Below are 21,514 nucleotides of genomic sequence, written 5' to 3' on the forward strand. Positions count from 1 at the left end.
AAGCACTGACGAAGGTGGCTGCCGCGCTACCGCCGGGAACCCTGGCGGTGGCCGGCGGCACCGTCGTCCTGGGCGCCGCCTCCTACATCCACCTCGGGGTGGCGGGCCACAGCCTGTCCGTCGACGACATGGCGAACGTCTCCCTGCTGTGGACGATCGTGATGTCCGTCGGCATCGGCGTCTTCTTCCCGATCGAGCAGGAGCTCACCCGGATCGTCGCCGCCCGCGCCGCGCTCGGCCACGGCGCCGCGCCGGTGCTGCGCCGGGCGACCCTGCTCACCGGCGGGATCCTCGCGGCGACCCTGGCCGTCCTCGGCGCCGCCTCCGGCCCGATCGCCCGGTCGATGTTCCACGGCGACCGCTCGCTGGTGCTGGCGCTCGGCGGGGCCTTCACCGGCATGGCCGTCTGCTACCTCACCCGCGGCGTGCTGGCCGGCCTCGGCCGCTTCGGCGCGTACGGCACCCAGCTCGGCCTGGACGGCGGCCTGCGGATCGGCCTGGCCTTCGCCTTCGGCGTGGCCGGGGTGCACTCGGCGCTCGCGTTCAGCCTGATCCTGGCCGTCTCGCCGATCCTCGCCACGATCGTCACCCTGCCGCCGCTGCTGCGCGCGGTGAAGCCCGGCGAGCAGGTCGGCTGGTCCGAACTCTGCTCCGGGCTGGGCCTGTTGATCTGCTCGACGCTGCTCTCGCAGGTCGTGGTGAACGCGGCCGTGGTGAGCACCAAGCTGCTCGCGCCCTCCGACTCCGCGCTGATCGCCGCCCTGCTCAACGCGCTGGTGCTGGCCCGGGTGCCGCTGTTCGTCTTCGGTTCGCTCCAGGCCTCGCTGCTGAACGGCCTCTCCGCCGCGATCGCGGTCGGGGACCGGGCCGCCTTCACCGGGATGCTCAAGAAGATCGGCGCCGTGGTGGGCGCGCTGGGCCTGCTCGGCGGGATCCCGGCGGTCGCCCTCGGCCCGTGGCTCATCCAGGTACTGTTCGGCGCCAAGCCGGTGCTCGGCTGCCTCGACTTCTTCTGGTTGTCCGCCGGAACCGTGGCGTACATGTTCGCGATGGTGCTCGGCCAGGCGCTGATGGTATTCAAGCGGCACAACCTGCAGCTGCTCTGCTGGGCGGTCGGCACCGCGGTCCTCGCCGGGGTGACCTTCCTGCCCGGCGAGGTGTCCACCCGCGTGATCCTTGCGTACACGGCGGGTTCCGTGGCCACCGTCCTCGGTATGCTGGCGGTCCTGAGGCAGAGTTTCGCCCGTTCGGCGACGATTTCCGCGGGCCCCGTCCAGCAGGCGGGGGACCCGGACGCCGCGGTGTTGAGCAGCCGGACGGCCGGTGACTGACCGTGTCCGCCCCTCATCTTCAGATCGCCGCGCAGCAGCGCGGGCCAGACCCCATTCATGGAGCCTCCGTGTCCCAGTACGACGATGTTTGGCTGGTGATCCCGGCCTACAACGAGGGCCAGGTGATCGCCGACGTTGTGGAGGGGGCGCGAAAGACGTTCCCGAACATCGTGGTGGTCGATGACGGCAGCGGCGACGACTCGGCCAAGCACATCATGGAGACGGGCGCGCACCTGGTGCGCCACCCGGTCAACCTCGGCCAGGGTGCCGCCCTCCAGACCGGCCTCGCCTACGCCCTGGCCCAGCCGGGCGCCAAGTACTTCGCCACCTTCGACGCGGACGGTCAGCACCAGACCGCCGACGTCGAGAAGATGGTCGCCCTGCTGCGGGAGGGCGACGTGGACGTGGTCCTCGGCTCGCGCTTCATCGAGCAGAACGGGCAGGTGCCGTGGATCAAGCGGGTCGTCCTGCGCACCGCGGCGACCGTCAGCCCGACCGCTCGCAAGCTCAAGCTGACCGACGCCCACAACGGCCTGCGGGTGCTGAACCGCGAGGCCGCGGGCCGGCTGCGGATCACCATGAACGGCATGGCGCACGCGTCGGAGATCGTCAGCTACCTCGCCGGCTCGGACCTCCGGGTCGCCGAACTCCCGGTGGACATCCTGTACACCGACTACTCACGCGCCAAGGGTCAGTCCCTGATCAACGGCGTCAACATCATCTTCGACATCTCGCTGCGGGAGCGTAGCCGCCGATGAAATTCTTCTGGATCCAGCTGGTTCTCATTCTCGGCTCGGTCACTCTCGCCTTCATGTTCATCCGGCGTTGGGACCGTGCCAACACCCGCGCCTGGAAGCGCATCGCGTTCTCGGTCTTCGTGATCGTGAACATCTACGCGGTGCTGCGTCCCACCGACGTGACCTGGCTGGCCCACCAGCTCGGCGTCGGCCGCGGCACCGACCTGGTGCTGTACGTGATGGTGCTGGCGATGGGCTTCCTGACCCTGAACACCTTCCTGCGCTTCCGCTCGCTGGAGAAGAAGCTCACCGACCTGGCGCGCACCGTGGCGATCAACGAGGGCGCCCGCCTGAACGAGGAGCGCTTCGACCTGGACCTGCCGGTCTCGGCGCCGGTCGACCGCAGCAAGGCCTGATCCCGTGGCGACCTTCGAGTTCATGCTGCCGTACTACGGCGACGTGGCACTGATGCAGGCCGCGGTGCGGAGCATCCTCGCGCAGACCGACCGGGACTTCCGGCTGACCGTCATCGACGACGGCAAGGAGCCGGACGTCCCGGGCTGGTTCGCCGAGCTCGGCGACGACCGGGTGAGCTACCTGCGCAACGAGCGGAACCTCGGCATCACCAAGAACTTCCAGAAGTGCGTGGAGCTGTCGACGGCCGACCACGTGGTCATCATGGGCTGCGACGACCTGCTGCACCCGCACTACCTGGAGACCGTCCGGGCGATCGTCAAGGACAACCCGGACCTGGGCATGGTGCAGCCGGGCGTCGAGGTCATCGACGGCAACGGCGAGGTCAGCCGGTCCGGCCTGGCGGACAACGTCAAGGAGAAGATCTACGCGCCGACCGTCAAGGGCCGGCGGCTGATGGGCGGCGAGGAGCTGGCCGCGAGCGTGCTGCGCGGCAACTGGCTCTACTTCCCGTCGATCTGCTGGCGGGGCGAGGCGCTGCGCGCGGTCAACTTCCGCGACGAGTACTCGGTGATCCAGGACCTGGCCCTGGTCGTCGACCTGCTGGAGCGCGGTGAGCAGATGATGGTGGACAACACCACCGTCGTCTTCCAGTACCGCCGGCACGCCGTCAGCGAGTCCTCGGTGCAGGCCTTCTCCGGCACCCGGTTCACCGAGGCGGAGCGGTACTTCAACGCGGTGGCCGAGCGGATGGACGCCCGCGGCTGGCCGAAGGCCGCCCGGGCGGCCCGGTTCCGCAGCGCCTCCCGCCTGCACGCGCTGACCATGCTGCCGGGCGCGCTGAAGCGCGGCCAGCGGGCCGGCGCCAAGGTCCTGGTCCGCCACGCGCTGACCGGGGGAGAGCGGCACTGACCGCTCGGAGGTCCTGATACGGCACTGGGCCGGTAGTCCGAACTCGGACTACCGGCCCAGTGCCGTTCGCGGTTCGGCGAGGATCACTCGGGCAGGTCCGCGGAGAACCCGGGGAGCAGTCCGTTCTTGCGCGGGTAGGGGTTGACCTTCGGGCAGATCAGTTTCCCGAGGTCGACCTTCGGGTCCGAAGGGTTCAGAAGTCCCGGGGCGTCGACGCACTTGGGCGCGTAGCGGGAGCAGTGCCCCTTGGTGTCGGCGGTGGTCTGCGAGATCCAGGCCAGCATGCCGGTGCCCTCGTGCGGGTCGGGCATGTACTTGCTGGCGGTGGCGGAGCCGGCCATGCCGAAGAGCAGGCCCAGGGCGCAGACGGCGCCGATGGCCACTGCGCGCGGGTTGAGGCGCAGCGGGAGGCGGCGGCCGGACTCCTCGGCCGTCTCGGCGGCGGGGGCCGGGACGGCGTTCCGGCGGCGGGCGATCAGGTAGCACGCCAGGCCCACCAGCACCAGCAGGCAGTAGAACAGTTGCGCGCTGGTGCGCGGATAGAGCATGACCGCCTGGTCGCGCTCCATGTGGGAGGCGTACCAGTAGCGCATCAGCAGGGCGCTCGCGGTGCAGGCGGCGGCGGTCAGGACGACGGCCCGGCCGATCCCGAGGGCCAGCGCCACGCCCAGACCGACCAGCAGCAGGATCGTGAAGAGGCCGACCCCGCCGAGCTCGCCGGGGACCGGCCAGGTGCTCTGGCCGTCGGTGCCGGGGAGGTCGTCGCGCCACATCGTGAAGTAGGTCGGCTCGGTGTAGGTGTCGAAGTAGCAGTAGCGGTCGACCGTGCTACCCGCGGACCCGAGCAGCCGGACCAGGTAGACGGAGGAGACGGCCAGGAAGACCCCGGCGGCGGCGCCGATCGCGGACAGGGCGTTGAGCAGGCCGGAGGTCCCGCCGGCGCGGCGCGCACGCAGCAGCAGTACTGCGGTGAGCACCACCACGCCGGCCGCGGACCACACGAACCAGCCGGAGTAGAGGAGGAAGAGCAGCGCGATCCCGAGGCCGAGCACGGCCCCGCGGACGGCGGCGGTGCGGCGCGGGAGCTCCGGGGCGCGCTGGAGGAGCTGCATCAGCTTCGCCAGCACGGGGAGGAAGGCGACGAGCACGAAGGTGGTGTACGGCTTGTACGGCTGTGCCATCGGCAGCGCGGCGGTGACGCCGATGCCGAGCGCCCACAGCGGCGGCAGCAGCAGCCGCCAGGACAGGTAGGCGAGCGGGCCGAGCAGCGCGACGAACAGCAGGTCGGCGAGCTTGAGGGCGTAACCGATGTCCCCGTGGGTGACGTGTTCGGCGACGAAGGCGACGATGTGCGGGAACATGGGCGGGTAGGCGCCGTCGAGGGGCTTGCCCTCCATCAGGGCGTTGACCCAGGCCTGGAGGCTGCCGGAGTCACCCGACTGGGCGTACAGCGGCCAGTTGGTGTCGCGCAGGGCGAGCGAGACGCCGGCCGCCAGGACGCCGGAGGACAGGCCCGCGACCGCCGCGGCGGCGAACCGGACCGGGGTGTCCGCCCAGCGGCGCATCGCCGGCACCAGGACCAGGACGACGACGCCGAGCAGCAGCAGGAGCCGGAGCTGCAGCGCCGCGAGACCGCTGACCTGGCCGATCCTCGACATCGGGTTCAGCTCGATGGACGTCGCCAGGCCCGTCATCAGCAGGGCCGCCGCGACCGCGGTCAGGATCTCCGCGGTCCAGAGGGCGGCGGAGAGGCGCAGAGCGGCTGCCCGTCTCTTTCGGCTGGACGGTATGTCCTGCTGCATGCCCGGGGTGGAGGCGGGCTGCACGCTCGTCGTCACTGTTCGGTCCTTCTGCTCTTCCGCAGCGATCCGGTGCGGAGGCGGTGTGTGATTTCGGTGGCCGGACACTGCGATTCTGCCAGCACCCCGGTCGGTGGATCCGCAGGGGCTGAACCGCCGTTCCCGAGCCGGTCGTTGTCGTCCGCAGGGGAGGAGCGCGTTGGCTCCGGCCGATCACCGCGTGGCACACTGCCGATGCGCTTCGACGAGTGGTGGCAGGAACCGTGGCGCGCCCGTCCGGACCCATGGCGGGATCGTCTACTCACACAAGTAGGGAAGTGTCTCGGTGCAGCCGCTGATCGACTCTGCCCACACGTCCGACGGGCCGGGCCGGGGTGAGGACGGCGGCAGGAGCGCGCCGGACACCTGGGCCCCGGTCCTGCCGCCCCGGCTGCGGGCGCTGGCCGCCCACCGCTGGTTCTGGCCGGTGGCGCTGCTGCTCGGGTACGGCGGCCAGGTGGCGTTCCGCCTGGTGCTGTCCGTCCACAACTACTTCCCGTCGGTGCACGCCGACGAGGACTCCTACCTGGTGATCGCTCGGGTGCTGGCCGGCCGGCCGACCACCGAGATGCCGGTCGGCGTGGTGATCCCCGGCGGGTACCCGCTGCTGATCTCGCCGGCGCTGCGGATCGCCGACAACCCGGCCACCGCGTACCACCTGGTGATGGGCATCAACGCGCTGCTCAACGCGCTGGTGTTCCCGCTCGCCGTGGCGGCGGCGCGCCGGGTGGGCCTGTCCCGGCCGCAGGCGTACCTGGTGGGCACCGCCGCGGCGCTGGTGCCGCCGGTGGTCTTCTACTCCCAGTTCGTCATGTCCGACACCGTGCTCCCGGTGCTGCTGCTGGCCTGGCTGCTCGCGATGCACGGCTGGCTGTCGCCCGGGTCGGCGCGCCGCCGGGCGCTGTACGCGGTGGGGATGGGCCTGGCGGCCGGCTACACCATGGCCACCCATGACCGCGGCGGCGTGGTCGTGGCGCTGACCGCGCTGGTCCTGGTGGTGGTGCTGCTGTTCGGCTGGGCGCCGCGAATCGCCTCGCTGGCCGGCGTCGGCGCGCTCGGGGTCTCGGACCTGGGCGCGAAGCTGCTGACCGGCTTCGTCGAGAGCCGGTTCAAGGATGTGCCGCCGAGCGCCGTCGGCAACAAGGTCTTCGAGAACCTCGAGGACAGCCACTACATCGGCACGATCATCGCCCGCACCTTCGGGCAGCTGTGGTACTTCATGGTCTCCACGTACGGCTTCGGGGCGATCGCCTTCGTGCTGTGCGTGGTGGTGGTGTTCCGCCGCCGGTACTCGGTGCCCGAGCGGGTGGTGGCCTTCACCATGGTGGCCATGCTGTTCGGCACCGCGCTGGCCTCGGCGGCGGGGCTGGCGGACAACGACCGGACCGACAACTGGGTGTACGCCCGGTACTGCGCGGTGCTGGTGCCGATGTTCCTGGTGGTCGGCCTGGCCGCGCTGTGGCGGGCCGGGGCCCGCGCGCTGCTGTGGATGGCGCTGGTCGGCACGGCGGTGATCGGGACCATCCAGCTGTCCGTCGGCGCGTACGCGGGCGCCGAGCTGAAGCTCTGGGTCAGTCCGTGGACGGTGCCGGACGCGATGTTCCTGGCGTCGACCTGGGACGGCCTGCACATGGTCCGGACGAGCTTCGGCGCGCTGGCGGTGCTGGCCGCGTGCCTGCTGCTGCGGGTGGCCGGCGGGCGCCGGGTGGTCTCCGCGGTGGTGGCCTGCGTGACGCTGTTCGCCGCCTACGCGACGATCGCCGTCACCGACAACGTCTCCGAGCCGCACGTCAAGGCCCGCAAGTACCAGGCGGTCGGCGTGGCCAAGGAGGCCGGGCTGCGCAAGGGCGACAACGTCGTCCTGGACATGGACCTCGACTGGGACACCCGGATGGCGATGGCGTACGAGGTCTACTGGGGCCGGGTGTGGTCGGACGACCTGAAGGACGGCTCCACCCCGCCGGAGAAGGCCACCGCGTACCTGGCGGCGACGTCCTCCCGCAAGGAGGCCCCGCCGGAGGCCAGCTGGCCGGAGCCGAAGCCGGGCTGGCACATCGCGAAGTACAACAAGGAGCGCGGCTGGGTGCTCTGGCGCAAGGGCTGACCAGGGGCTTCACCCGATCGGGGCCGGTGAGGAACACCTCACCGGCCCCGATTGGCATCCGGGCTGCTCCATGTGGCAGTATGTCCAAGTTGCTCGGTTGAGTGCCGATGCTGCGCGCCTCCCGCCGGGAGGACTGGAAGCGAGTCCCATGTACTCGTCGTTCCCGTGATGGCCGTCAAGCGTGAGTTCTACGCCACGGCAGCTGCGGGGCGAAAGTACGGGAATCTTCCGGGAAGCGTGTGCGGGGTCTCGGCCCGGCACCCCCCACCCCGAAAGTTTGAAACCGACGAAGTACTTCGCCGGTTTTTTGCAAGCGCGAGTGCGACACGCCCGAGCGCGGGGGTCGGAGGGGCAGTCGTGAAGTAACCAAGGACAAAGGACTACTGAGTAGCCATGGCGGGACAGAAGATCCGCATCCGGCTCAAGGCCTACGACCACGAGGTCATCGACTCCTCGGCGAAGAAGATCGTCGAGACGGTGATCCGTACTGGTGCGCAGGTCGCAGGCCCGGTGCCGCTGCCCACTGAGAAGAACGTGTACTGCGTCATCCGCTCGCCGCACAAGTACAAGGACTCGCGCGAGCACTTCGAGATGCGTACTCACAAGCGTCTGATCGACATCCTCGACCCCACGCCGAAGACGGTTGACTCGCTGATGCGTCTCGACCTGCCGGCGGGCGTCGACATCGAGATCAAGCTCTGAGAGGCGCACCGAAGATGGCTAAGCAGATTAAGGGCATCCTGGGCGAGAAGCTCGGCATGACCCAGGTCTGGGACGAGAACAACCGGGTCGTTCCGGTGACCGTCGTCAAGGCTGGGCCGAATGTCGTGACCCAGGTCCACACCGCCGACAGCCCGGCCGGCTACGACGCCGTCCAGATCGGCTTCGGCGAGATCGACCCCCGCAAGGTGAACAAGCCCCTCGCGGGCCACTTCGCCAAGGCCGGTGTCACCCCGCGCCGTCACCTGGTCGAGCTCCGTACCTCGGACGCGTCCGAGTACACCCTGGGCCAGGAGATCACCGCCGAGCTGTTCGAGGCGGGTGTCAAGGTCGACGTGACCGGCACCTCCAAGGGCAAGGGCTTCGCCGGTGTCATGAAGCGCCACAACTTCCGTGGTCTCGGCGCCGGTCACGGCACCCAGCGCAAGCACCGCTCGCCCGGTTCCATCGGTGGCTGCGCCACCCCGGGCCGTGTGTTCAAGGGCCTGCGCATGGCTGGTCGGATGGGCCACGAGCGTGTGACCACCCAGAACCTGACCGTGCACGCGGTCGACGCGGAGAAGGGTCTGCTGCTCATCAAGGGCGCCGTCCCGGGCCCGAACGGCGGCCTCGTCCTCGTCCGCACCGCGGCGAAGGGGCTGTGAAGGATATGAGCACCATTGACATCCTGTCGCCGGCTGGCGACAAGACCGGCAGCATCGAGCTGCCGGCCGAGATCTTCGACGCGAAGGTCAGCGTTCCGCTGATGCACCAGGTCGTCGTGGCGCAGCTCGCTGCGGCCCGTCAGGGCACCCACAAGACCAAGACTCGTGGCGAGGTCCGCGGTGGCGGCAAGAAGCCGTACCGCCAGAAGGGCACCGGCCGCGCCCGTCAGGGCTCGACCCGTGCGCCGCAGTTCGCCGGCGGTGGCGTCGTGCACGGTCCCGTGCCGCGCGACTACTCGCAGCGGACCCCGAAGAAGATGATCGCCGCCGCGCTGCGCGGTGCGCTCACCGACCGGGCCCGCCACAACCGCATTCACGTCGTCACCGGCGTGACCGCGACCGAGGCGCCGTCGACCAAGGCCGCCAAGAGCCTGTTCGGCAAGATCACCGAGCGCAAGAACGTCCTCCTGGTCGTCGAGCGCGAGGACGAGCTGGGCCTGAAGTCCGCTCGCAACCTGCCGCACGTGCACATCCTGGACGCCGGTCAGCTGAACACCTACGACGTGCTCGTCTCCGACGATGTGGTCTTCACCCAGGCCGCCTTCGAGCGTTTCGTGGCCGGTCCGGCCGCGTCCGCCAAGGCCGTTGCCGCTGAGGGCGAGCTCGAAGGGAGCGCCGCCTGATGAGCGACGTTACGAGCAAGACGTTCACGGACCCCCGTGACGTCCTGGTGAAGCCGGTCATCTCCGAGAAGAGCTACAGCCTTCTCGACGAGAACAAGTACACGTTCATCGTGTCGCCGGGCGCCAACAAGACCCAGATCAAGCAGGCCGTCGAGGCGGTCTTCTCGGTCAAGGTCGAGGCTGTCAACACGATCAACCGTCAGGGCAAGCGCAAGCGCTCCAAGACGGGCTTTGGCAAGCGCAAGGACACCAAGCGCGCCATCGTGACGCTGGCCGAGGGCAACCGCATCGACATCTTCGGTGGTCCGGTCTCCTGAACAGGGAGATCGTGATCGTCGATTAGGACGAGGACGAGAGAGCCAAATGGGCATCCGCAAGTACAAGCCGACTACGCCGGGCCGTCGCGGCTCCAGCGTGGCCGACTTCGTAGAAATCACGCGGTCCACTCCGGAGAAGTCGCTGGTTCGCCCGCTGCACAGCAAGGGCGGCCGTAACAACGCCGGTCGTGTCACCGCTCGCCACCAGGGTGGCGGTCACAAGCGCGCCTACCGCGTGATCGACTTCCGTCGTCACGACAAGGACGGCGTGCCGGCCAAGGTCGCGCACATCGAGTACGACCCGAACCGCACCGCGCGCATCGCGCTCCTGCACTACGCGGACGGCGAGAAGCGCTACATCATCGCGCCGCGCGGCATCGCGCAGGGTGACCGGATCGAGAACGGCGCTGGCGCCGACATCAAGCCGGGCAACAACCTGCCGCTGCGCAACATCCCGGTCGGTACCACCATCCACGCGGTGGAGCTGCGTCCCGGTGGCGGTGCCAAGCTGGCCCGCTCGGCCGGTTCCGGCATCCAGCTGCTGGCGCGTGAGGGCAAGATGGCGCACCTGCGCATGCCCTCCGGTGAGATCCGCCTGGTCGACGCGCGCTGCCGCGCCACCGTCGGCGAGGTCGGCAACGCCGAGCAGTCGAACATCAACTGGGGCAAGGCCGGCCGCATGCGCTGGAAGGGCGTCCGCCCGACCGTGCGTGGTGTCGCCATGAACCCGATCGACCACCCGCACGGTGGTGGTGAGGGTAAGACCTCCGGTGGTCGCCACCCGGTCTCGCCGTGGGGTAAGCCCGAGGGCCGTACCCGTCGCCCGAACAAGGCGTCGGACAAGCTCATCGTGCGCCGCCGCAAGACCAACAAGAAGCGCTAGGAGCAGGTCAGATGCCGCGCAGTCTTAAGAAGGGCCCCTTCATCGACGGCCACCTCATCAAGAAGGTGGACGCTCAGAACGAGGCGGGTACCCAGAACGTCATCAAGACCTGGTCCCGTCGTTCCGTGATCTCCCCGAGCATGCTCGGCCACACGATCGCGGTTCACGATGGCCGTAAGCACGTCCCGGTGTTCGTCACCGAGTCGATGGTCGGCCACAAGCTCGGCGAGTTCGCTCCGACCCGCACCTTCCGTGGCCACGTGAAGGAAGACCGGAAGTCGAAGCGTCGCTAGAAGGCCCATCTGTGGCCACTGGCCACGGGCTGAGCTTGCGCGCCAAAAAGACTCAATGACTTACTCCATTAAGGGGACAACCATGGAAGCCAGGGCACAGGCGCGGTACATCCGCGTGACGCCCATGAAGGCCCGCCGCGTGGTGGACCTCATCCGTGGCATGAATGCCACGGAGGCCCAGGCCGTCCTGCGTTTCGCTCCGCAGGCCGCCACCGTGCCGGTTGGCAAGGTGCTCGACAGCGCCATCGCCAACGCCGCGCACAACTACAACCACTCCAACGTGGACGACCTCTACATCTCCGAGGCGTACGTTGACGAGGGCCCGACCCTGAAGCGGTTCCGTCCGCGTGCCCAGGGCCGCGCCTACCGGATCCGCAAGCGGACCAGCCACATCACCGTGGTCGTCAGCAGCAAGGAAGGGACCCGGTAATGGGCCAGAAGGTTAACCCGCACGGGTTCCGCCTCGGCATCAGCACGGACTTCAAGTCCCGCTGGTACGCCGACAAGCTGTACAAGGACTACGTCAAGGAAGACGTCGCCATTCGTCGCATGATGACGAAGGGCATGGAGCGCGCCGGCATCTCCAAGGTCGAGATCGAGCGCACCCGCGACCGCGTCCGCGTCGACATCCACACCGCCCGCCCCGGCATCGTCATCGGTCGCCGTGGCACCGAGGCCGACCGCATCCGCGGCGACCTCGAGAAGCTGACCGGCAAGCAGGTCCAGCTGAACATCCTCGAGGTCAAGAACCCCGAGCTGGACGCCCAGCTCGTGGCTCAGGGCGTCGCGGAGCAGCTGTCCTCCCGCGTCTCCTTCCGCCGTGCCATGCGCAAGTCGATGCAGGGCACCATGAAGTCCGGCGCCAAGGGCATCAAGGTCCAGTGCTCCGGTCGTCTCGGCGGCGCCGAGATGAGCCGTTCGGAGTTCTACCGCGAGGGTCGCGTGCCGCTGCACACCCTGCGTGCGAACGTCGACTACGGCTTCTTCGAGGCCAAGACCACCTTCGGCCGCATCGGCGTGAAGGTCTGGATCTACAAGGGCGACGTCAAGAACATCGCCGAGGTCCGCGCTGAGAACGCCGCTGCCCGCTCCGGCAACCGCCCGGCCCGTCCCGAGGGTGGTCGTCCCGCCCGCGGTGGCGACCGTCGCGGTGGCGAGCGCGGTGGCCGTGGCCGTCGTCCCGCCGCTGCCGAGGCCCCCGCGGCCCCGGCCGTCGAGGCTCCGGCTGCCGAGAACACCGGAACGGAGGCCTGACCCAAATGCTGATCCCCCGTCGGGTCAAGCACCGCAAGCAGCACCACCCGAAGCGCCGTGGCGCTGCCAAGGGTGGCACCGAGCTGGCGTTCGGCCAGTTCGGCATCCAGGCCGTCACCCCGGCCTACGTGACGAACCGTCAGATCGAGTCCGCTCGTATCGCGATCACCCGTCACATCCGCCGTGGCGGCAAGGTCTGGATCAACATCTACCCGGACCGTCCGCTCACCAAGAAGCCGGCCGAGACCCGCATGGGTTCCGGTAAGGGTTCGCCGGAGTGGTGGATCGCGAACGTGCACCCGGGTCGGGTCATGTTCGAGCTGTCGTACCCGAACGAGAAGGTTGCTCGCGAGGCGCTCACCCGCGCCGCGCACAAGCTGCCGATGAAGTGCCGGATCGTCCGGCGCGAGGACGGTGAGAGCTGATGTCGGCCGCTACCAAGGCTGCTGAGCTTCGTCAGCTGGACAACGAGGGTCTCGTTGCCAAGCTCCGCGAGGCCAAGGAGGAGCTGTTCAACCTCCGCTTCCAGGCGGCGACCGGGCAGCTCGACAACCACGGCCGGCTCAAGCTGGTCCGTAAGGACATCGCGCGGATCTACACCCTGATGCGCGAGCGCGAGCTGGGCATCGAGACGGTGGAGAACGCCTGATGACTGAGAACACCAACGAGACGCGCGGTTTCCGCAAGACCCGTGAGGGTCTCGTCGTCAGCGACAAGATGGACAAGACCGTCGTCGTCGCCGTCGAGGACCGCGTCAAGCACGCTCTGTACGGCAAGGTCATCCGCCGTACGAACAAGCTGAAGGCGCACGACGAGGCGAACGCCTGCGGCATCGGCGACCGGGTCCTCCTCGCGGAGACCCGCCCGCTGTCCGCGACGAAGCGCTGGCGCGTCGTCGAGATCCTCGAGAAGGCCAAGTAACGAAGCCGATGTGGTACGGCCGTATGTGCAGCGGGTCCCTCCGGGGCGCCGATGTGAGCAGCGGCCGGCCCGTCGACTCTCGTTGACGATCAGGAGAAAGCTGTGATCCAGCAGGAGTCGCGACTGCGTGTTGCCGACAACACTGGTGCCAAGGAGATCCTTTGCATCCGTGTTCTCGGTGGCTCCGGTCGCCGCTACGCCGGAATCGGGGACGTCATCGTCGCGACCGTCAAGGACGCGATCCCCGGTGGCTCGGTGAAGAAGGGTGACGTGGTCAAGGCCGTCGTCGTCCGTACCGTGAAGGAGCGCCGTCGTCCGGACGGTTCCTACATCCGGTTCGACGAGAACGCCGCCGTCGTCCTCAAGAACACCGAGGGTGACCCCCGCGGTACCCGCATCTTCGGCCCGGTGGGCCGCGAGCTGCGCGACAAGAAGTTCATGAAGATCATCTCGCTGGCGCCGGAGGTGCTCTGACCCATGGCGAACAGCATGAAGATCAAGAAGGGTGACCTGGTTCAGGTCATCACCGGCAAGGACAAGGGCAAGCAGGGCAAGGTCATCCAGGCCATGCCGGCTGAGAACAAGGTCCTCGTCGAGGGTGTCAACCGGGTCAAGAAGCACACCAAGCCGGGTCCGGGTACCCAGGGTGGCATCGTGACCGTCGAGGCCCCGGTGCACGTCTCCAACGTCCAGCTGGTCGTGGAGAAGGACGGCAAGAAGGTCGTCACCCGCGTCGGCTACCGCTTCGACGACCAGGGCAACAAGATCCGCGTTGCCAAGCGAACCGGTGAGGACATCTGATGTCTGAGACGTCTGTTGAGAAGGTGGCCCCCCGCCTCAAGGAGCGTTACAACTCCGAGATCAAGGGCCAGCTGCACGAGCAGTTCAAGTACGAGAACGTCATGCTGATCCCCGGCCTGGTCAAGGTCGTGGTCAACATGGGTGTCGGCGAGGCCGCCCGTGACAGCAAGCTGATCGAGGGCGCGATCCGCGACCTGACCGCCATCACCGGTCAGAAGCCGGCCGTGACCAAGGCTCGCAAGTCCATCGCGCAGTTCAAGCTGCGCGAGGGCCAGCCGATCGGCACCCACGTCACCCTCCGCGGTGACCGCATGTGGGAGTTCCTGGACCGTCTGGTTTCGCTGGCCCTGCCGCGTATCCGTGACTTCCGTGGTCTCTCCCCGAAGCAGTTCGACGGCCGTGGCAACTACACCTTCGGTCTGACCGAGCAGGTTATGTTCCACGAGATCGACCAGGACAAGGTCGACCGTCAGCGCGGTATGGACATCACCGTCGTGACCACCGCTCAGACCGACGACGAGGGCCGGGCGCTCCTGCGCGCTCTGGGCTTCCCGTTCAAGGAGGCGTGAGCCAATGGCGAAGAAGTCCCTCATCGCGAAGTCCGAGCGCAAGCCGAAGTTCGGCGTCCGGGCCTACACCCGGTGCCAGCGCTGCGGCCGTCCGCACTCGGTGTACCGCAAGTTCGGCCTGTGCCGTGTCTGCCTCCGTGAGATGGCGCACCGCGGCGAGCTGCCGGGCGTGACCAAGAGCTCCTGGTAATCCAGGCGCTTTAGGCACACAGCGACGCAGAGGTGCCCGACCCCACCTGGCCCGCCGATCTCACAGTGCTGAGGTTTGGGCTGCCGTACGGATTCCCGTAAGGTAGTGGGGTCGGGCCCCCTGCCACGGCTTCCCCATGGACGACCGTGGCCCCTTCAAGGGCTCGCACCCAGTCTTACTACGTCGTAGGTCCCCTGCGCTTGTGCCCCTGACGAACTCGGAAGAGTGCGGAAGGGGGACCTGGTGCGGAGAAACCACGGCGAGAGAGGCCTGAGGCCATCATGACCATGACCGACCCCATCGCAGACATGCTCACGCGTCTGCGTAACGCGAACTCGGCGTACCACGACTCCGTGGCGATGCCGGCCAGCAAGATCAAGGCGCACGTCGCCGAGATCCTGCAGCAGGAGGGGTACATCTCCTCCTACAAGGTTGAGGAGCCGGCTGAGGGCGAGGTCGGCAAGAAGCTGACCATCGAGCTCAAGTTCGGCCCCAACCGTGAGCGCTCCATCGCCGGCATCAAGCGCATCAGCAAGCCGGGTCTGCGCGTTTACGCAAAGTCCACCAACCTGCCGAAGGTTCTCGGCGGCCTGGGCGTGGCGATCATCTCCACGTCGTCCGGCCTCCTGACCGACAAGCAGGCCGCCAAGAAGGGCGTAGGCGGAGAAGTTCTCGCCTACGTCTGGTAATTCGGGAAACGGAGGTACAGCAATGTCGCGCATTGGACGGCTGCCCATCCAGGTCCCCGCTGGCGTGGACGTCACCATCGATGGCCAGGCGGTCTCGGTGAAGGGCCCGAAGGGCTCGCTCACCCACGTCGTCGCCGAGCCGATCGAGATCGGCAAGGGCGAGGACGGCACCGTGCTCGTCACCCGCCCCAACGACGAGCGTCGCTCGAAGGCCCTGCACGGCCTGACCCGCACGCTGGTGGCGAACATGATCACCGGTGTGACCCAGGGCTACCGCAAGTCGCTGGAGATCAGCGGTGTTGGTTACCGTGTGACCGCGAAGGGCTCCGACATGGAGTTCGCGCTCGGTTACAGCCACCCGATCCTGATCGCCGCGCCGGAGGGCATCTCCTTCGTCGTCGAGTCGCCCACCAAGTTCCACGTGGACGGCATCGACAAGCAGAAGGTCGGCGAGGTCGCCGCGAACATCCGCAAGCTGCGCAAGCCCGACCCGTACAAGGCCAAGGGCGTCAAGTACGCGGGCGAGGTCATCCGCCGCAAGGTCGGAAAGAGTGGTAAGTAAGCGATGAGTGTCTCTGTCAAGATCGGCAAGGGCAACGCCTACAAGAGCGCCGCTCGCAAGCGCCGCGCGATCCGCGTTCGCAAGCGCGTCGTCGGCACCGAGGTGCGTCCGCGCCTCGTCGTGACGCGCTCGAACCGCCACATGGTCGCCCAGGTCATCGATGACGCCAAGGGTCACACCCTGGCGTCGGCGTCCACCCTCGACGTGTCCATCAAGGGCACCGAGGGCGACAAGACCGAGCTGGCCAAGAAGGTCGGGAGCCTGGTCGCCGAGCGCGCCAAGGCCGCCGGCATCGAGTCGGTCGTCTTCGACCGCGCGGGCAACCGGTACGCCGGCCGCATCGCCGCCCTGGCGGACGCGGCCCGCGAGGCCGGGCTCGACTTCTAAGCCGCTCGTCGACTCTGTCGACGGACGTAAACGAGAGAGGTAATTCCAATGGCTGGACCCCAGCGCCGCGAAGGCGGCGCCGGTCGCGGCACGGGTGGCGAGCGGCGCGACCGTAAGCGTGACGGTCAGGGCAACGCCCCGGCTGTCGAGAAGACCGCTTACGTCGAGCGCGTCGTCGCGATCAACCGTGTCGCCAAGGTTGTCAAGGGTGGCCGTCGCTTCAGCTTCACCGCGCTCGTCGTGGTGGGCGATGGCGAGGGCACCGTGGGTGTCGGTTACGGCAAGGCGAAGGAGGTTCCGGCCGCCATCGCCAAGGGTGTTGAGGAGGCCAAGAAGAACTTCTTCAAGGTCCCCCGTATCCAGGGCACCATCCCCCACCCCATCCAGGGTGAGAAGGCCGCCGGCGTCGTGCTGCTGAAGCCCGCCGCCCCCGGTACCGGTGTTATCGCCGGTGGTCCGGTGCGCGCCGTCCTGGAGTGCGCCGGCATCCACGACATCCTGTCGAAGTCGCTCGGCTCGGACAACGCGATCAACATCGTGCACGCCACCGTGGTGGCTCTGAAGGGCCTCGTCCGCCCCGAGGAGATCGCCGCCCGTCGTGGCCTGCCGCTGGAGGACGTGGCCCCCGCCGCTCTGCTGCGGGCGCGTGCTGCTGGGGTGAGCGCCTGATGGCTCGCCTGAAGATCACGCAGACCAAGTCGTACATCGGCAGCAAGCAGAACCACCGTGACACCCTGCGTTCGCTTGGTCTCAAGCGCATGCACGACGTCGTGGTGAAGGAGGACCGTCCCGAGATCCGCGGGATGGCCCACACGGTCCGTCACCTGGTGACGGTTGAGGAGGTGGACTGATCATGGGCGACAACCCGATCAAGATCCACAACCTGCGTCCCGCCCCGGGTGCCAAGACCGACAAGATCCGCGTGGGTCGTGGTGAGGGCTCCAAGGGTAAGACCGCTGGTCGTGGTACCAAGGGCACCAAGGCCCGCTACCAGGTTCCGCAGCGCTTCGAGGGTGGCCAGATGCCGCTCCACATGCGCCTGCCGAAGCTGAAGGGCTTCAAGAACCCGTTCAAGATCACCTTCCAGGTGGTCAACCTGGACAAGCTGGCCGAGCTCTACCCGCAGGGTGGCGAGGTCACGGTCGAGGACCTGGTCGCCAAGGGCGCGGTTCGCAAGAACTCGCTCGTCAAGGTGCTCGGCACCGGCGAGGTCTCGGTCGCCCTCCAGGTGACGGTCGACGCCGTCTCCGGTTCGGCCGCCGAGAAGATCAAGGCCGCGGGCGGCACGGTCACCGAGCTCGTCTGAGTTCGCTGATCCGGCCCCACGAGCCCCGCACCTCCTTCGGGAGGTGCGGGGCTCGTGCCGTTTCCCGGTGACATCGCGCCGGACGGTGCTCGTTCTTTTGTGTGGCAAACCCGGGCATCCCGTACCCCGTGAGTGGGGGAGCGGCCGTACGCGCTTCTTCGGAATGGCCGCGCACTGTTAGAGTCCGTGGAGTTCCCTTGTAGGCTGCGCGTAGGCTCGCCTGTGCCGTCTGTACGGGGGCCCGTACCGCAAACTCCCCATTCAGGACCGACCCTCCCGCCGACGACGCGCGGGAGGCGCAGGAGGCACCGTGCTCAGTGCGTTCGCGCGGGCGTTCCAGACGCCCGACCTGCGCAAGAAGCTGCTGTTCACGCTGGGCATCATGGTGCTGTTCCGGCTGGGCTCGCACATCCCGATTCCGGGCGTGAGCTTCACGGCCGTGAACGAGTGCGTGAAGGAGACCAAGAACAGTGGCCTCTTCGGACTCGTCAACCTGTTCAGCGGTGGCGCGCTCCTCCAGCTGACGATCTTCGCCCTCGGCATCATGCCGTACATCACGGCGAGCATCATCCTCCAGCTCCTCACCGTCGTGATCCCGCGACTGGAGATGCTGAAGAAGGAGGGGCAGGCCGGCCAGGCGAAGATCACCCAGTACACCCGGTACCTGACCATCGCGCTCGCCGTGCTCCAGGGCACCGGCATCGTGGCGACGGCCTCCAGCGGCGCGCTGTTCTCCGGCTGCCCGCTGGCCAACCAGATCGTCCCGGACACCAGCGTGTTCCGGATCACCGTCATGGTGCTCACCATGACCGCCGGCACCACGGTCATCATGTGGCTCGGCGAGCTGATCACGGACCGCGGCATCGGCAACGGCATGTCGCTGCTGATCTTCACCTCGATCGCCGCCCAGTTCCCGTCCTCGATGTGGGCGATCAAGCAGTCCGGCACCATCGGCGGCGGCTGGGTCGAGTTCCTCTCCGTGGTCGCGGTCGGCGTCATCGTCGTGATGCTGGTCATCTTCGTCGAGCAGGCCCAGCGCCGGATCCCGGTCCAGTACGCGAAGCGGATGATCGGCCGCCGGGCGTTCGGCGGCACCTCGACCTACATCCCGCTCAAGGTGAACCAGGCCGGTGTCATCCCGGTCATCTTCGCCTCGTCGCTGCTGTACATCCCCGCGCTGGTGGTCCAGCTGACCAACAGCCAGGCCGGCTGGGCCACGTGGATCCGGACGAACTTCGTCAAGGGTGACCACCCGATCTACATGGCCACCTACTTCCTGCTGATCGTCTTCTTCGCGTTCTTCTACGTCGCCATCTCCTTCAACCCCGAAGAAGTTGCCGACAACATGAAGAAGTATGGTGGGTTCATCCCGGGCATCCGGGCCGGCCGGCCGACGGCCGAGTACCTGAACTACGTGCTGACCCGTATCACGTGGCCGGGTTCGCTCTACCTGGGCCTGATCGCGTTGATCCCGATGATCGCCCTGGTCGCCTTCGGACAGCAGACCAACTTCCCGTTCGGCGGCACCAGCGTGCTCATCGTCGTCGGCGTCGGACTCGAAACTGTGAAGCAGATCGAGAGCCAGCTCCAGCAGCGCAATTACGAAGGGTTCCTCCGCTGATGCGTATCGTCCTCGTTGGTCCTCCCGGGGCCGGGAAGGGTACTCAGGCGCACCTGCTCGCCAAGACCCTGTCCATCCCCCACATCTCCACCGGCGACCTGTTCCGTGCGAACATCAGCCAGGGCACCCCCTTGGGGCTCGAGGCCAAGAGCTACATGGACGCGGGACACCTGGTGCCGGACGAGGTCACCATCGGGATGGCCAAGGACCGGATGCTCCAGCCGGACGCCGCCAAGGGCTTCCTGCTCGACGGCTTCCCGCGCAACCTGGGCCAGGCGAAGGCGCTCGACGAGTTCCTCGCCGAGCAGGGCATCGAGCTGGACGGCGTGCTGGACCTGGAGGTCCCCGAGGACGAGGTCGTCCGCCGGATCGCCGGCCGACGCCTGTGCCGCAACGACGGCGGCCACGTCTTCCACGTGGACTACAACCCGCCGAAGACCGAGGGCGTCTGCGACGAGTGCGGCGGCGAGCTGTACCAGCGCTCGGACGACACCGAGGAGAAGGTGCGCACGCGCCTGGAGGTCTACCACACCGAGACCGAGCCGATCATCGACTACTACGTCCAGCAGGGCCTGGTGGCGACCATCTCGGCCCTCGGCAAGGTGGACGAGGTCACCGCCCGCTCGATCGAGGCGCTGAAGCAGGACAGCTGAGTCTCTCGGCGAACGTACGACGGTACGGCCGGGTCGCCCGCCCCAGCGCGGGTGGCCCGGCCGTTTCGGCGTCGTACGGTGGTAGCAGTGGTAATCCGGACTTGGAAGGCGTGACCAGATGGTGGAGATCAAGACCCCCGAGCAGATCGCGAAGATGCGAGCGGCCGGGCTGGTCGTCGCCGAGGCCCTGAAGGCCTGCCGCGAGGCGGTCGTCCCGGGGGTGACCACCCAGGAGCTCAACGACATCGCGGACAAGGTCATCACCGACCACGGTGCCACCTCGAACTTCCGCGCCCACCACGGCGGGCTCTGGTTCCCGGGCGTGATCTGCGCCTCGGTGAACAACGAGGTCGTGCACGGCATCCCCGGCGACCGGGTGCTCCAGGAGGGCGACGTCATCTCGATCGACTGCGGCGCCATCCTGGACGGCTGGCACGGCGACTCGGCCATCACCGTGGCGGTCGGCGAGGTCCGCCCGGAGGTCGAGATGCTGAGCCGGGTCACCGAGGGCTCGATGTGGGCCGGCATCGCCCAGATGAAGAAGAACAACCGCCTGGTGGACGTCTCCAAGGCGATCGAGGGCTACATCCGCCGCCAGCCGCTGCCGCCGAAGGGCAAGTGGGGCATCACCGAGGGGTACGGCGGCCACGGCATCGGCACCGCGATGCACATGGAGCCGCACGTGCTGAACTACGTCGAGCGCGGCCGCGGCAAGGGCCCGAAGCTGGTCCCCGGCACCGTGCTGGCGATCGAGCCGATGGTCTCGCTCGGCACCCCGCACACCACCGTGCTGGAGGACGACTGGACGGTCGTCACCAACGACGGCACCTGGGCCTCGCACTGGGAGCACTCGGTGGCCGTCACCGAGCAGGGCCCGCTGGTGCTGACCGCCTTCGACGGCGGCAAGGCGGAACTGGCCAAGCTGGGCATCACCGCTGCTCCGGACCCCCTCGCGTAGTCGGGGCGGCGCCGGCTGCCGCCGCTGACGAGGGATCAGGGCCCTGGAGGTTTGGACCTCCAGGGCTTTTGTCCTATTTTTATCGGCTGGTAGTGGTCCGCTGCCGCCTGACTGGTTTACGAGCGATGCAGGAGACAGCACGTGCTCAAGGGATTCCGCGACTTCATGATGCGCGGCAACGTCGTCGACATGGCCGTCGGTGTGGTCATCGGCGCCGCGTTCACCGCAGTGGTGACCGGCTTCGTGTCGGCGTTCCTCACCCCGCTGGTGGGTGTGGTGGTCGGCGCGGCCGGCGACTTCAGCTCGTACAAGGCGCACGTCGCCGGGGTGACCTTCCCGTACGGGCAGTTCCTCAACGTGCTGATCGCGTTCTTCATGACCGCCGCGGTGCTGTACTTCTGCGTGGTGCTGCCGATCACCAAGGCGACCGCGCGCTACATGCCGAAGAAGCCGAAGACGCCGAAGCGCCCCTGCCCGGAGTGCCTGACCGAGATCCCCGAGGCCGCCCGCCGCTGCTCGGCCTGCACCGCGCACGTCGAGCCGCTGACCGTCGCCGCCCGGGTCTGACCCGGTGGTGTGACGGCGGCCGCTTTCCGGGGCCCCGGTTTTGGTCCCCCGGACGCGCTGGCGTAGGATGGACCGTCGGCTCACTCGTAGCGTGCTTCAGCACGCCCTCTTCCCCTCGGGGGCGGGGTGAACCCAGGTTCGCACGAGCGTTCCGCATACG

Annotated in this window: 31 protein-coding genes; 30 read left to right on the forward strand and 1 reads right to left on the reverse strand. The window is 68.1% G+C overall.

The annotated features are described in order from the left end of the window. The first annotated feature begins 14 nt into the window (after positions 1 to 14). The 4 genes from ACIQI7_RS23995 (at position 15) to ACIQI7_RS24010 (ending at position 3,394) form a co-directional block, all read left to right on the forward strand. Positions 15 to 1,331: a lipopolysaccharide biosynthesis protein gene (locus tag ACIQI7_RS23995; protein ID WP_401113181.1), complete on the forward strand. Its 1,317-nt coding sequence runs from the start codon at positions 15 to 17 to the stop codon at positions 1,329 to 1,331. Positions 1,332 to 1,399: 68 nt separating this feature from the next. Next, positions 1,400 to 2,089 carry a glycosyltransferase family 2 protein gene (locus ACIQI7_RS24000; protein WP_392867362.1) on the forward strand — a complete coding sequence of 230 codons (690 nt, stop codon included), beginning with the start codon at positions 1,400 to 1,402 and terminating at the stop codon, positions 2,087 to 2,089. Further along, the gene (locus ACIQI7_RS24005; RefSeq protein WP_401113183.1) at positions 2,086 to 2,484 is read left to right on the forward strand and encodes a DUF2304 domain-containing protein; all 399 of its coding nucleotides are present in this window, start codon (positions 2,086 to 2,088) and stop codon (positions 2,482 to 2,484) included. The genes ACIQI7_RS24000 and ACIQI7_RS24005 overlap by 4 nt, the downstream gene beginning before the upstream one ends. A gap of 4 nt (positions 2,485 to 2,488) precedes the next feature. Continuing rightward, positions 2,489 to 3,394: a glycosyltransferase family 2 protein gene (locus ACIQI7_RS24010; protein ID WP_387756327.1), complete on the forward strand. Its 906-nt coding sequence runs from the start codon at positions 2,489 to 2,491 to the stop codon at positions 3,392 to 3,394. 83 nt (positions 3,395 to 3,477) lie between these two features. On the opposite strand, the gene ACIQI7_RS24015 is transcribed toward ACIQI7_RS24010, so the two are convergent. Then, positions 3,478 to 5,232: a hypothetical protein gene (locus tag ACIQI7_RS24015; protein WP_401113185.1), complete on the reverse strand. Its 1,755-nt coding sequence runs from the start codon at positions 5,230 to 5,232 to the stop codon at positions 3,478 to 3,480. Positions 5,233 to 5,518: 286 nt separating this feature from the next. Here ACIQI7_RS24015 and ACIQI7_RS24020 point away from each other — a divergent pair, with 286 nt between their 5' ends. The 26 genes from ACIQI7_RS24020 (at position 5,519) to mscL (ending at position 21,354) form a co-directional block, all read left to right on the forward strand. Next, on the forward strand, positions 5,519 to 7,336 hold the full coding sequence (locus tag ACIQI7_RS24020; protein WP_401113187.1) for a hypothetical protein: 1,818 nt from the start codon (positions 5,519 to 5,521) through the stop codon (positions 7,334 to 7,336). Between the two features lie 393 nt (positions 7,337 to 7,729). Next, entirely contained in the window at positions 7,730 to 8,038 is a 309-nt protein-coding gene (gene rpsJ, locus ACIQI7_RS24025; RefSeq protein ID WP_012785157.1) for a 30S ribosomal protein S10, read from the forward strand. Between the two features lie 14 nt (positions 8,039 to 8,052). After that, a complete protein-coding gene (rplC, locus tag ACIQI7_RS24030; protein WP_153460994.1) occupies positions 8,053 to 8,700 on the forward strand; it encodes a 50S ribosomal protein L3 in 648 nt (215 codons plus the stop codon). A gap of 5 nt (positions 8,701 to 8,705) precedes the next feature. Continuing rightward, a complete protein-coding gene (rplD, locus tag ACIQI7_RS24035; protein ID WP_097237486.1) occupies positions 8,706 to 9,383 on the forward strand; it encodes a 50S ribosomal protein L4 in 678 nt (225 codons plus the stop codon). Then, positions 9,383 to 9,700 carry a 50S ribosomal protein L23 gene (rplW, locus tag ACIQI7_RS24040; protein WP_030280768.1) on the forward strand — a complete coding sequence of 106 codons (318 nt, stop codon included), beginning with the start codon at positions 9,383 to 9,385 and terminating at the stop codon, positions 9,698 to 9,700. The genes rplD and rplW overlap by 1 nt, the downstream gene beginning before the upstream one ends. A 46-nt stretch (positions 9,701 to 9,746) precedes the next feature. Beyond that, positions 9,747 to 10,583 (forward strand): 50S ribosomal protein L2, encoded by an 837-nt coding sequence (rplB, locus tag ACIQI7_RS24045; RefSeq protein WP_030232466.1) that lies wholly within the window; start codon positions 9,747 to 9,749, stop codon positions 10,581 to 10,583. A gap of 11 nt (positions 10,584 to 10,594) precedes the next feature. Beyond that, entirely contained in the window at positions 10,595 to 10,876 is a 282-nt protein-coding gene (gene rpsS, locus ACIQI7_RS24050) for a 30S ribosomal protein S19 (RefSeq protein ID WP_030280772.1), read from the forward strand. 82 nt (positions 10,877 to 10,958) lie between these two features. Then, on the forward strand, positions 10,959 to 11,306 hold the full coding sequence (gene rplV, locus ACIQI7_RS24055) for a 50S ribosomal protein L22 (protein WP_030280773.1): 348 nt from the start codon (positions 10,959 to 10,961) through the stop codon (positions 11,304 to 11,306). Next, a complete protein-coding gene (gene rpsC / locus ACIQI7_RS24060; RefSeq protein WP_355253411.1) occupies positions 11,306 to 12,130 on the forward strand; it encodes a 30S ribosomal protein S3 in 825 nt (274 codons plus the stop codon). Before rplV ends, rpsC begins: the two co-directional genes overlap by 1 nt. 5 nt (positions 12,131 to 12,135) lie before the next feature. Continuing rightward, a complete protein-coding gene (gene rplP / locus ACIQI7_RS24065; protein ID WP_030232476.1) occupies positions 12,136 to 12,555 on the forward strand; it encodes a 50S ribosomal protein L16 in 420 nt (139 codons plus the stop codon). Continuing rightward, entirely contained in the window at positions 12,555 to 12,779 is a 225-nt protein-coding gene (gene rpmC / locus ACIQI7_RS24070) for a 50S ribosomal protein L29 (RefSeq protein WP_030263491.1), read from the forward strand. The genes rplP and rpmC overlap by 1 nt, the downstream gene beginning before the upstream one ends. After that, positions 12,779 to 13,051 carry a 30S ribosomal protein S17 gene (rpsQ, locus tag ACIQI7_RS24075; RefSeq protein ID WP_030055826.1) on the forward strand — a complete coding sequence of 91 codons (273 nt, stop codon included), beginning with the start codon at positions 12,779 to 12,781 and terminating at the stop codon, positions 13,049 to 13,051. Before rpmC ends, rpsQ begins: the two co-directional genes overlap by 1 nt. A 102-nt stretch (positions 13,052 to 13,153) precedes the next feature. Continuing rightward, on the forward strand, positions 13,154 to 13,525 hold the full coding sequence (rplN, locus tag ACIQI7_RS24080; RefSeq protein WP_196949334.1) for a 50S ribosomal protein L14: 372 nt from the start codon (positions 13,154 to 13,156) through the stop codon (positions 13,523 to 13,525). A gap of 15 nt (positions 13,526 to 13,540) precedes the next feature. Then, entirely contained in the window at positions 13,541 to 13,852 is a 312-nt protein-coding gene (gene rplX, locus ACIQI7_RS24085; protein WP_030263484.1) for a 50S ribosomal protein L24, read from the forward strand. Beyond that, positions 13,852 to 14,421 carry a 50S ribosomal protein L5 gene (gene rplE / locus ACIQI7_RS24090; RefSeq protein WP_316523506.1) on the forward strand — a complete coding sequence of 190 codons (570 nt, stop codon included), beginning with the start codon at positions 13,852 to 13,854 and terminating at the stop codon, positions 14,419 to 14,421. Before rplX ends, rplE begins: the two co-directional genes overlap by 1 nt. Positions 14,422 to 14,425: 4 nt before the next feature. After that, entirely contained in the window at positions 14,426 to 14,611 is a 186-nt protein-coding gene (locus tag ACIQI7_RS24095) for a type Z 30S ribosomal protein S14 (protein ID WP_030055830.1), read from the forward strand. Between the two features lie 281 nt (positions 14,612 to 14,892). Then, positions 14,893 to 15,300 carry a 30S ribosomal protein S8 gene (gene rpsH / locus ACIQI7_RS24100; protein ID WP_238862988.1) on the forward strand — a complete coding sequence of 136 codons (408 nt, stop codon included), beginning with the start codon at positions 14,893 to 14,895 and terminating at the stop codon, positions 15,298 to 15,300. Between the two features lie 22 nt (positions 15,301 to 15,322). Further along, positions 15,323 to 15,862: a 50S ribosomal protein L6 gene (gene rplF, locus ACIQI7_RS24105; protein ID WP_387756336.1), complete on the forward strand. Its 540-nt coding sequence runs from the start codon at positions 15,323 to 15,325 to the stop codon at positions 15,860 to 15,862. Between the two features lie 3 nt (positions 15,863 to 15,865). Further along, complete coding sequence (gene rplR, locus ACIQI7_RS24110; RefSeq protein WP_031063032.1) at positions 15,866 to 16,249, forward strand: 50S ribosomal protein L18; 384 nt, start codon at positions 15,866 to 15,868, stop codon at positions 16,247 to 16,249. A gap of 48 nt (positions 16,250 to 16,297) precedes the next feature. After that, on the forward strand, positions 16,298 to 16,918 hold the full coding sequence (rpsE, locus tag ACIQI7_RS24115; RefSeq protein ID WP_316523510.1) for a 30S ribosomal protein S5: 621 nt from the start codon (positions 16,298 to 16,300) through the stop codon (positions 16,916 to 16,918). Next, positions 16,918 to 17,100 (forward strand): 50S ribosomal protein L30, encoded by a 183-nt coding sequence (rpmD, locus tag ACIQI7_RS24120; RefSeq protein WP_030055835.1) that lies wholly within the window; start codon positions 16,918 to 16,920, stop codon positions 17,098 to 17,100. The genes rpsE and rpmD overlap by 1 nt, the downstream gene beginning before the upstream one ends. A 2-nt stretch (positions 17,101 to 17,102) precedes the next feature. Beyond that, a complete protein-coding gene (gene rplO / locus ACIQI7_RS24125) occupies positions 17,103 to 17,555 on the forward strand; it encodes a 50S ribosomal protein L15 (protein WP_030280790.1) in 453 nt (150 codons plus the stop codon). A 310-nt stretch (positions 17,556 to 17,865) separates the two neighbouring features. Further along, on the forward strand, positions 17,866 to 19,176 hold the full coding sequence (gene secY / locus ACIQI7_RS24130; RefSeq protein ID WP_401113193.1) for a preprotein translocase subunit SecY: 1,311 nt from the start codon (positions 17,866 to 17,868) through the stop codon (positions 19,174 to 19,176). After that, positions 19,176 to 19,829 (forward strand): adenylate kinase, encoded by a 654-nt coding sequence (locus tag ACIQI7_RS24135; RefSeq protein WP_401113195.1) that lies wholly within the window; start codon positions 19,176 to 19,178, stop codon positions 19,827 to 19,829. Before secY ends, ACIQI7_RS24135 begins: the two co-directional genes overlap by 1 nt. A gap of 118 nt (positions 19,830 to 19,947) precedes the next feature. Then, positions 19,948 to 20,787 (forward strand): type I methionyl aminopeptidase, encoded by an 840-nt coding sequence (gene map, locus ACIQI7_RS24140; RefSeq protein ID WP_380728078.1) that lies wholly within the window; start codon positions 19,948 to 19,950, stop codon positions 20,785 to 20,787. Positions 20,788 to 20,928: 141 nt separating this feature from the next. Then, entirely contained in the window at positions 20,929 to 21,354 is a 426-nt protein-coding gene (gene mscL, locus ACIQI7_RS24145; RefSeq protein ID WP_401113197.1) for a large conductance mechanosensitive channel protein MscL, read from the forward strand. Positions 21,355 to 21,514 lie beyond the last annotated feature (160 nt).

Source organism: Kitasatospora sp. NPDC092039, assembly GCF_044756065.1.
In the GTDB taxonomy this organism is placed as follows: Bacteria; Actinomycetota; Actinomycetes; order Streptomycetales; family Streptomycetaceae; genus Kitasatospora.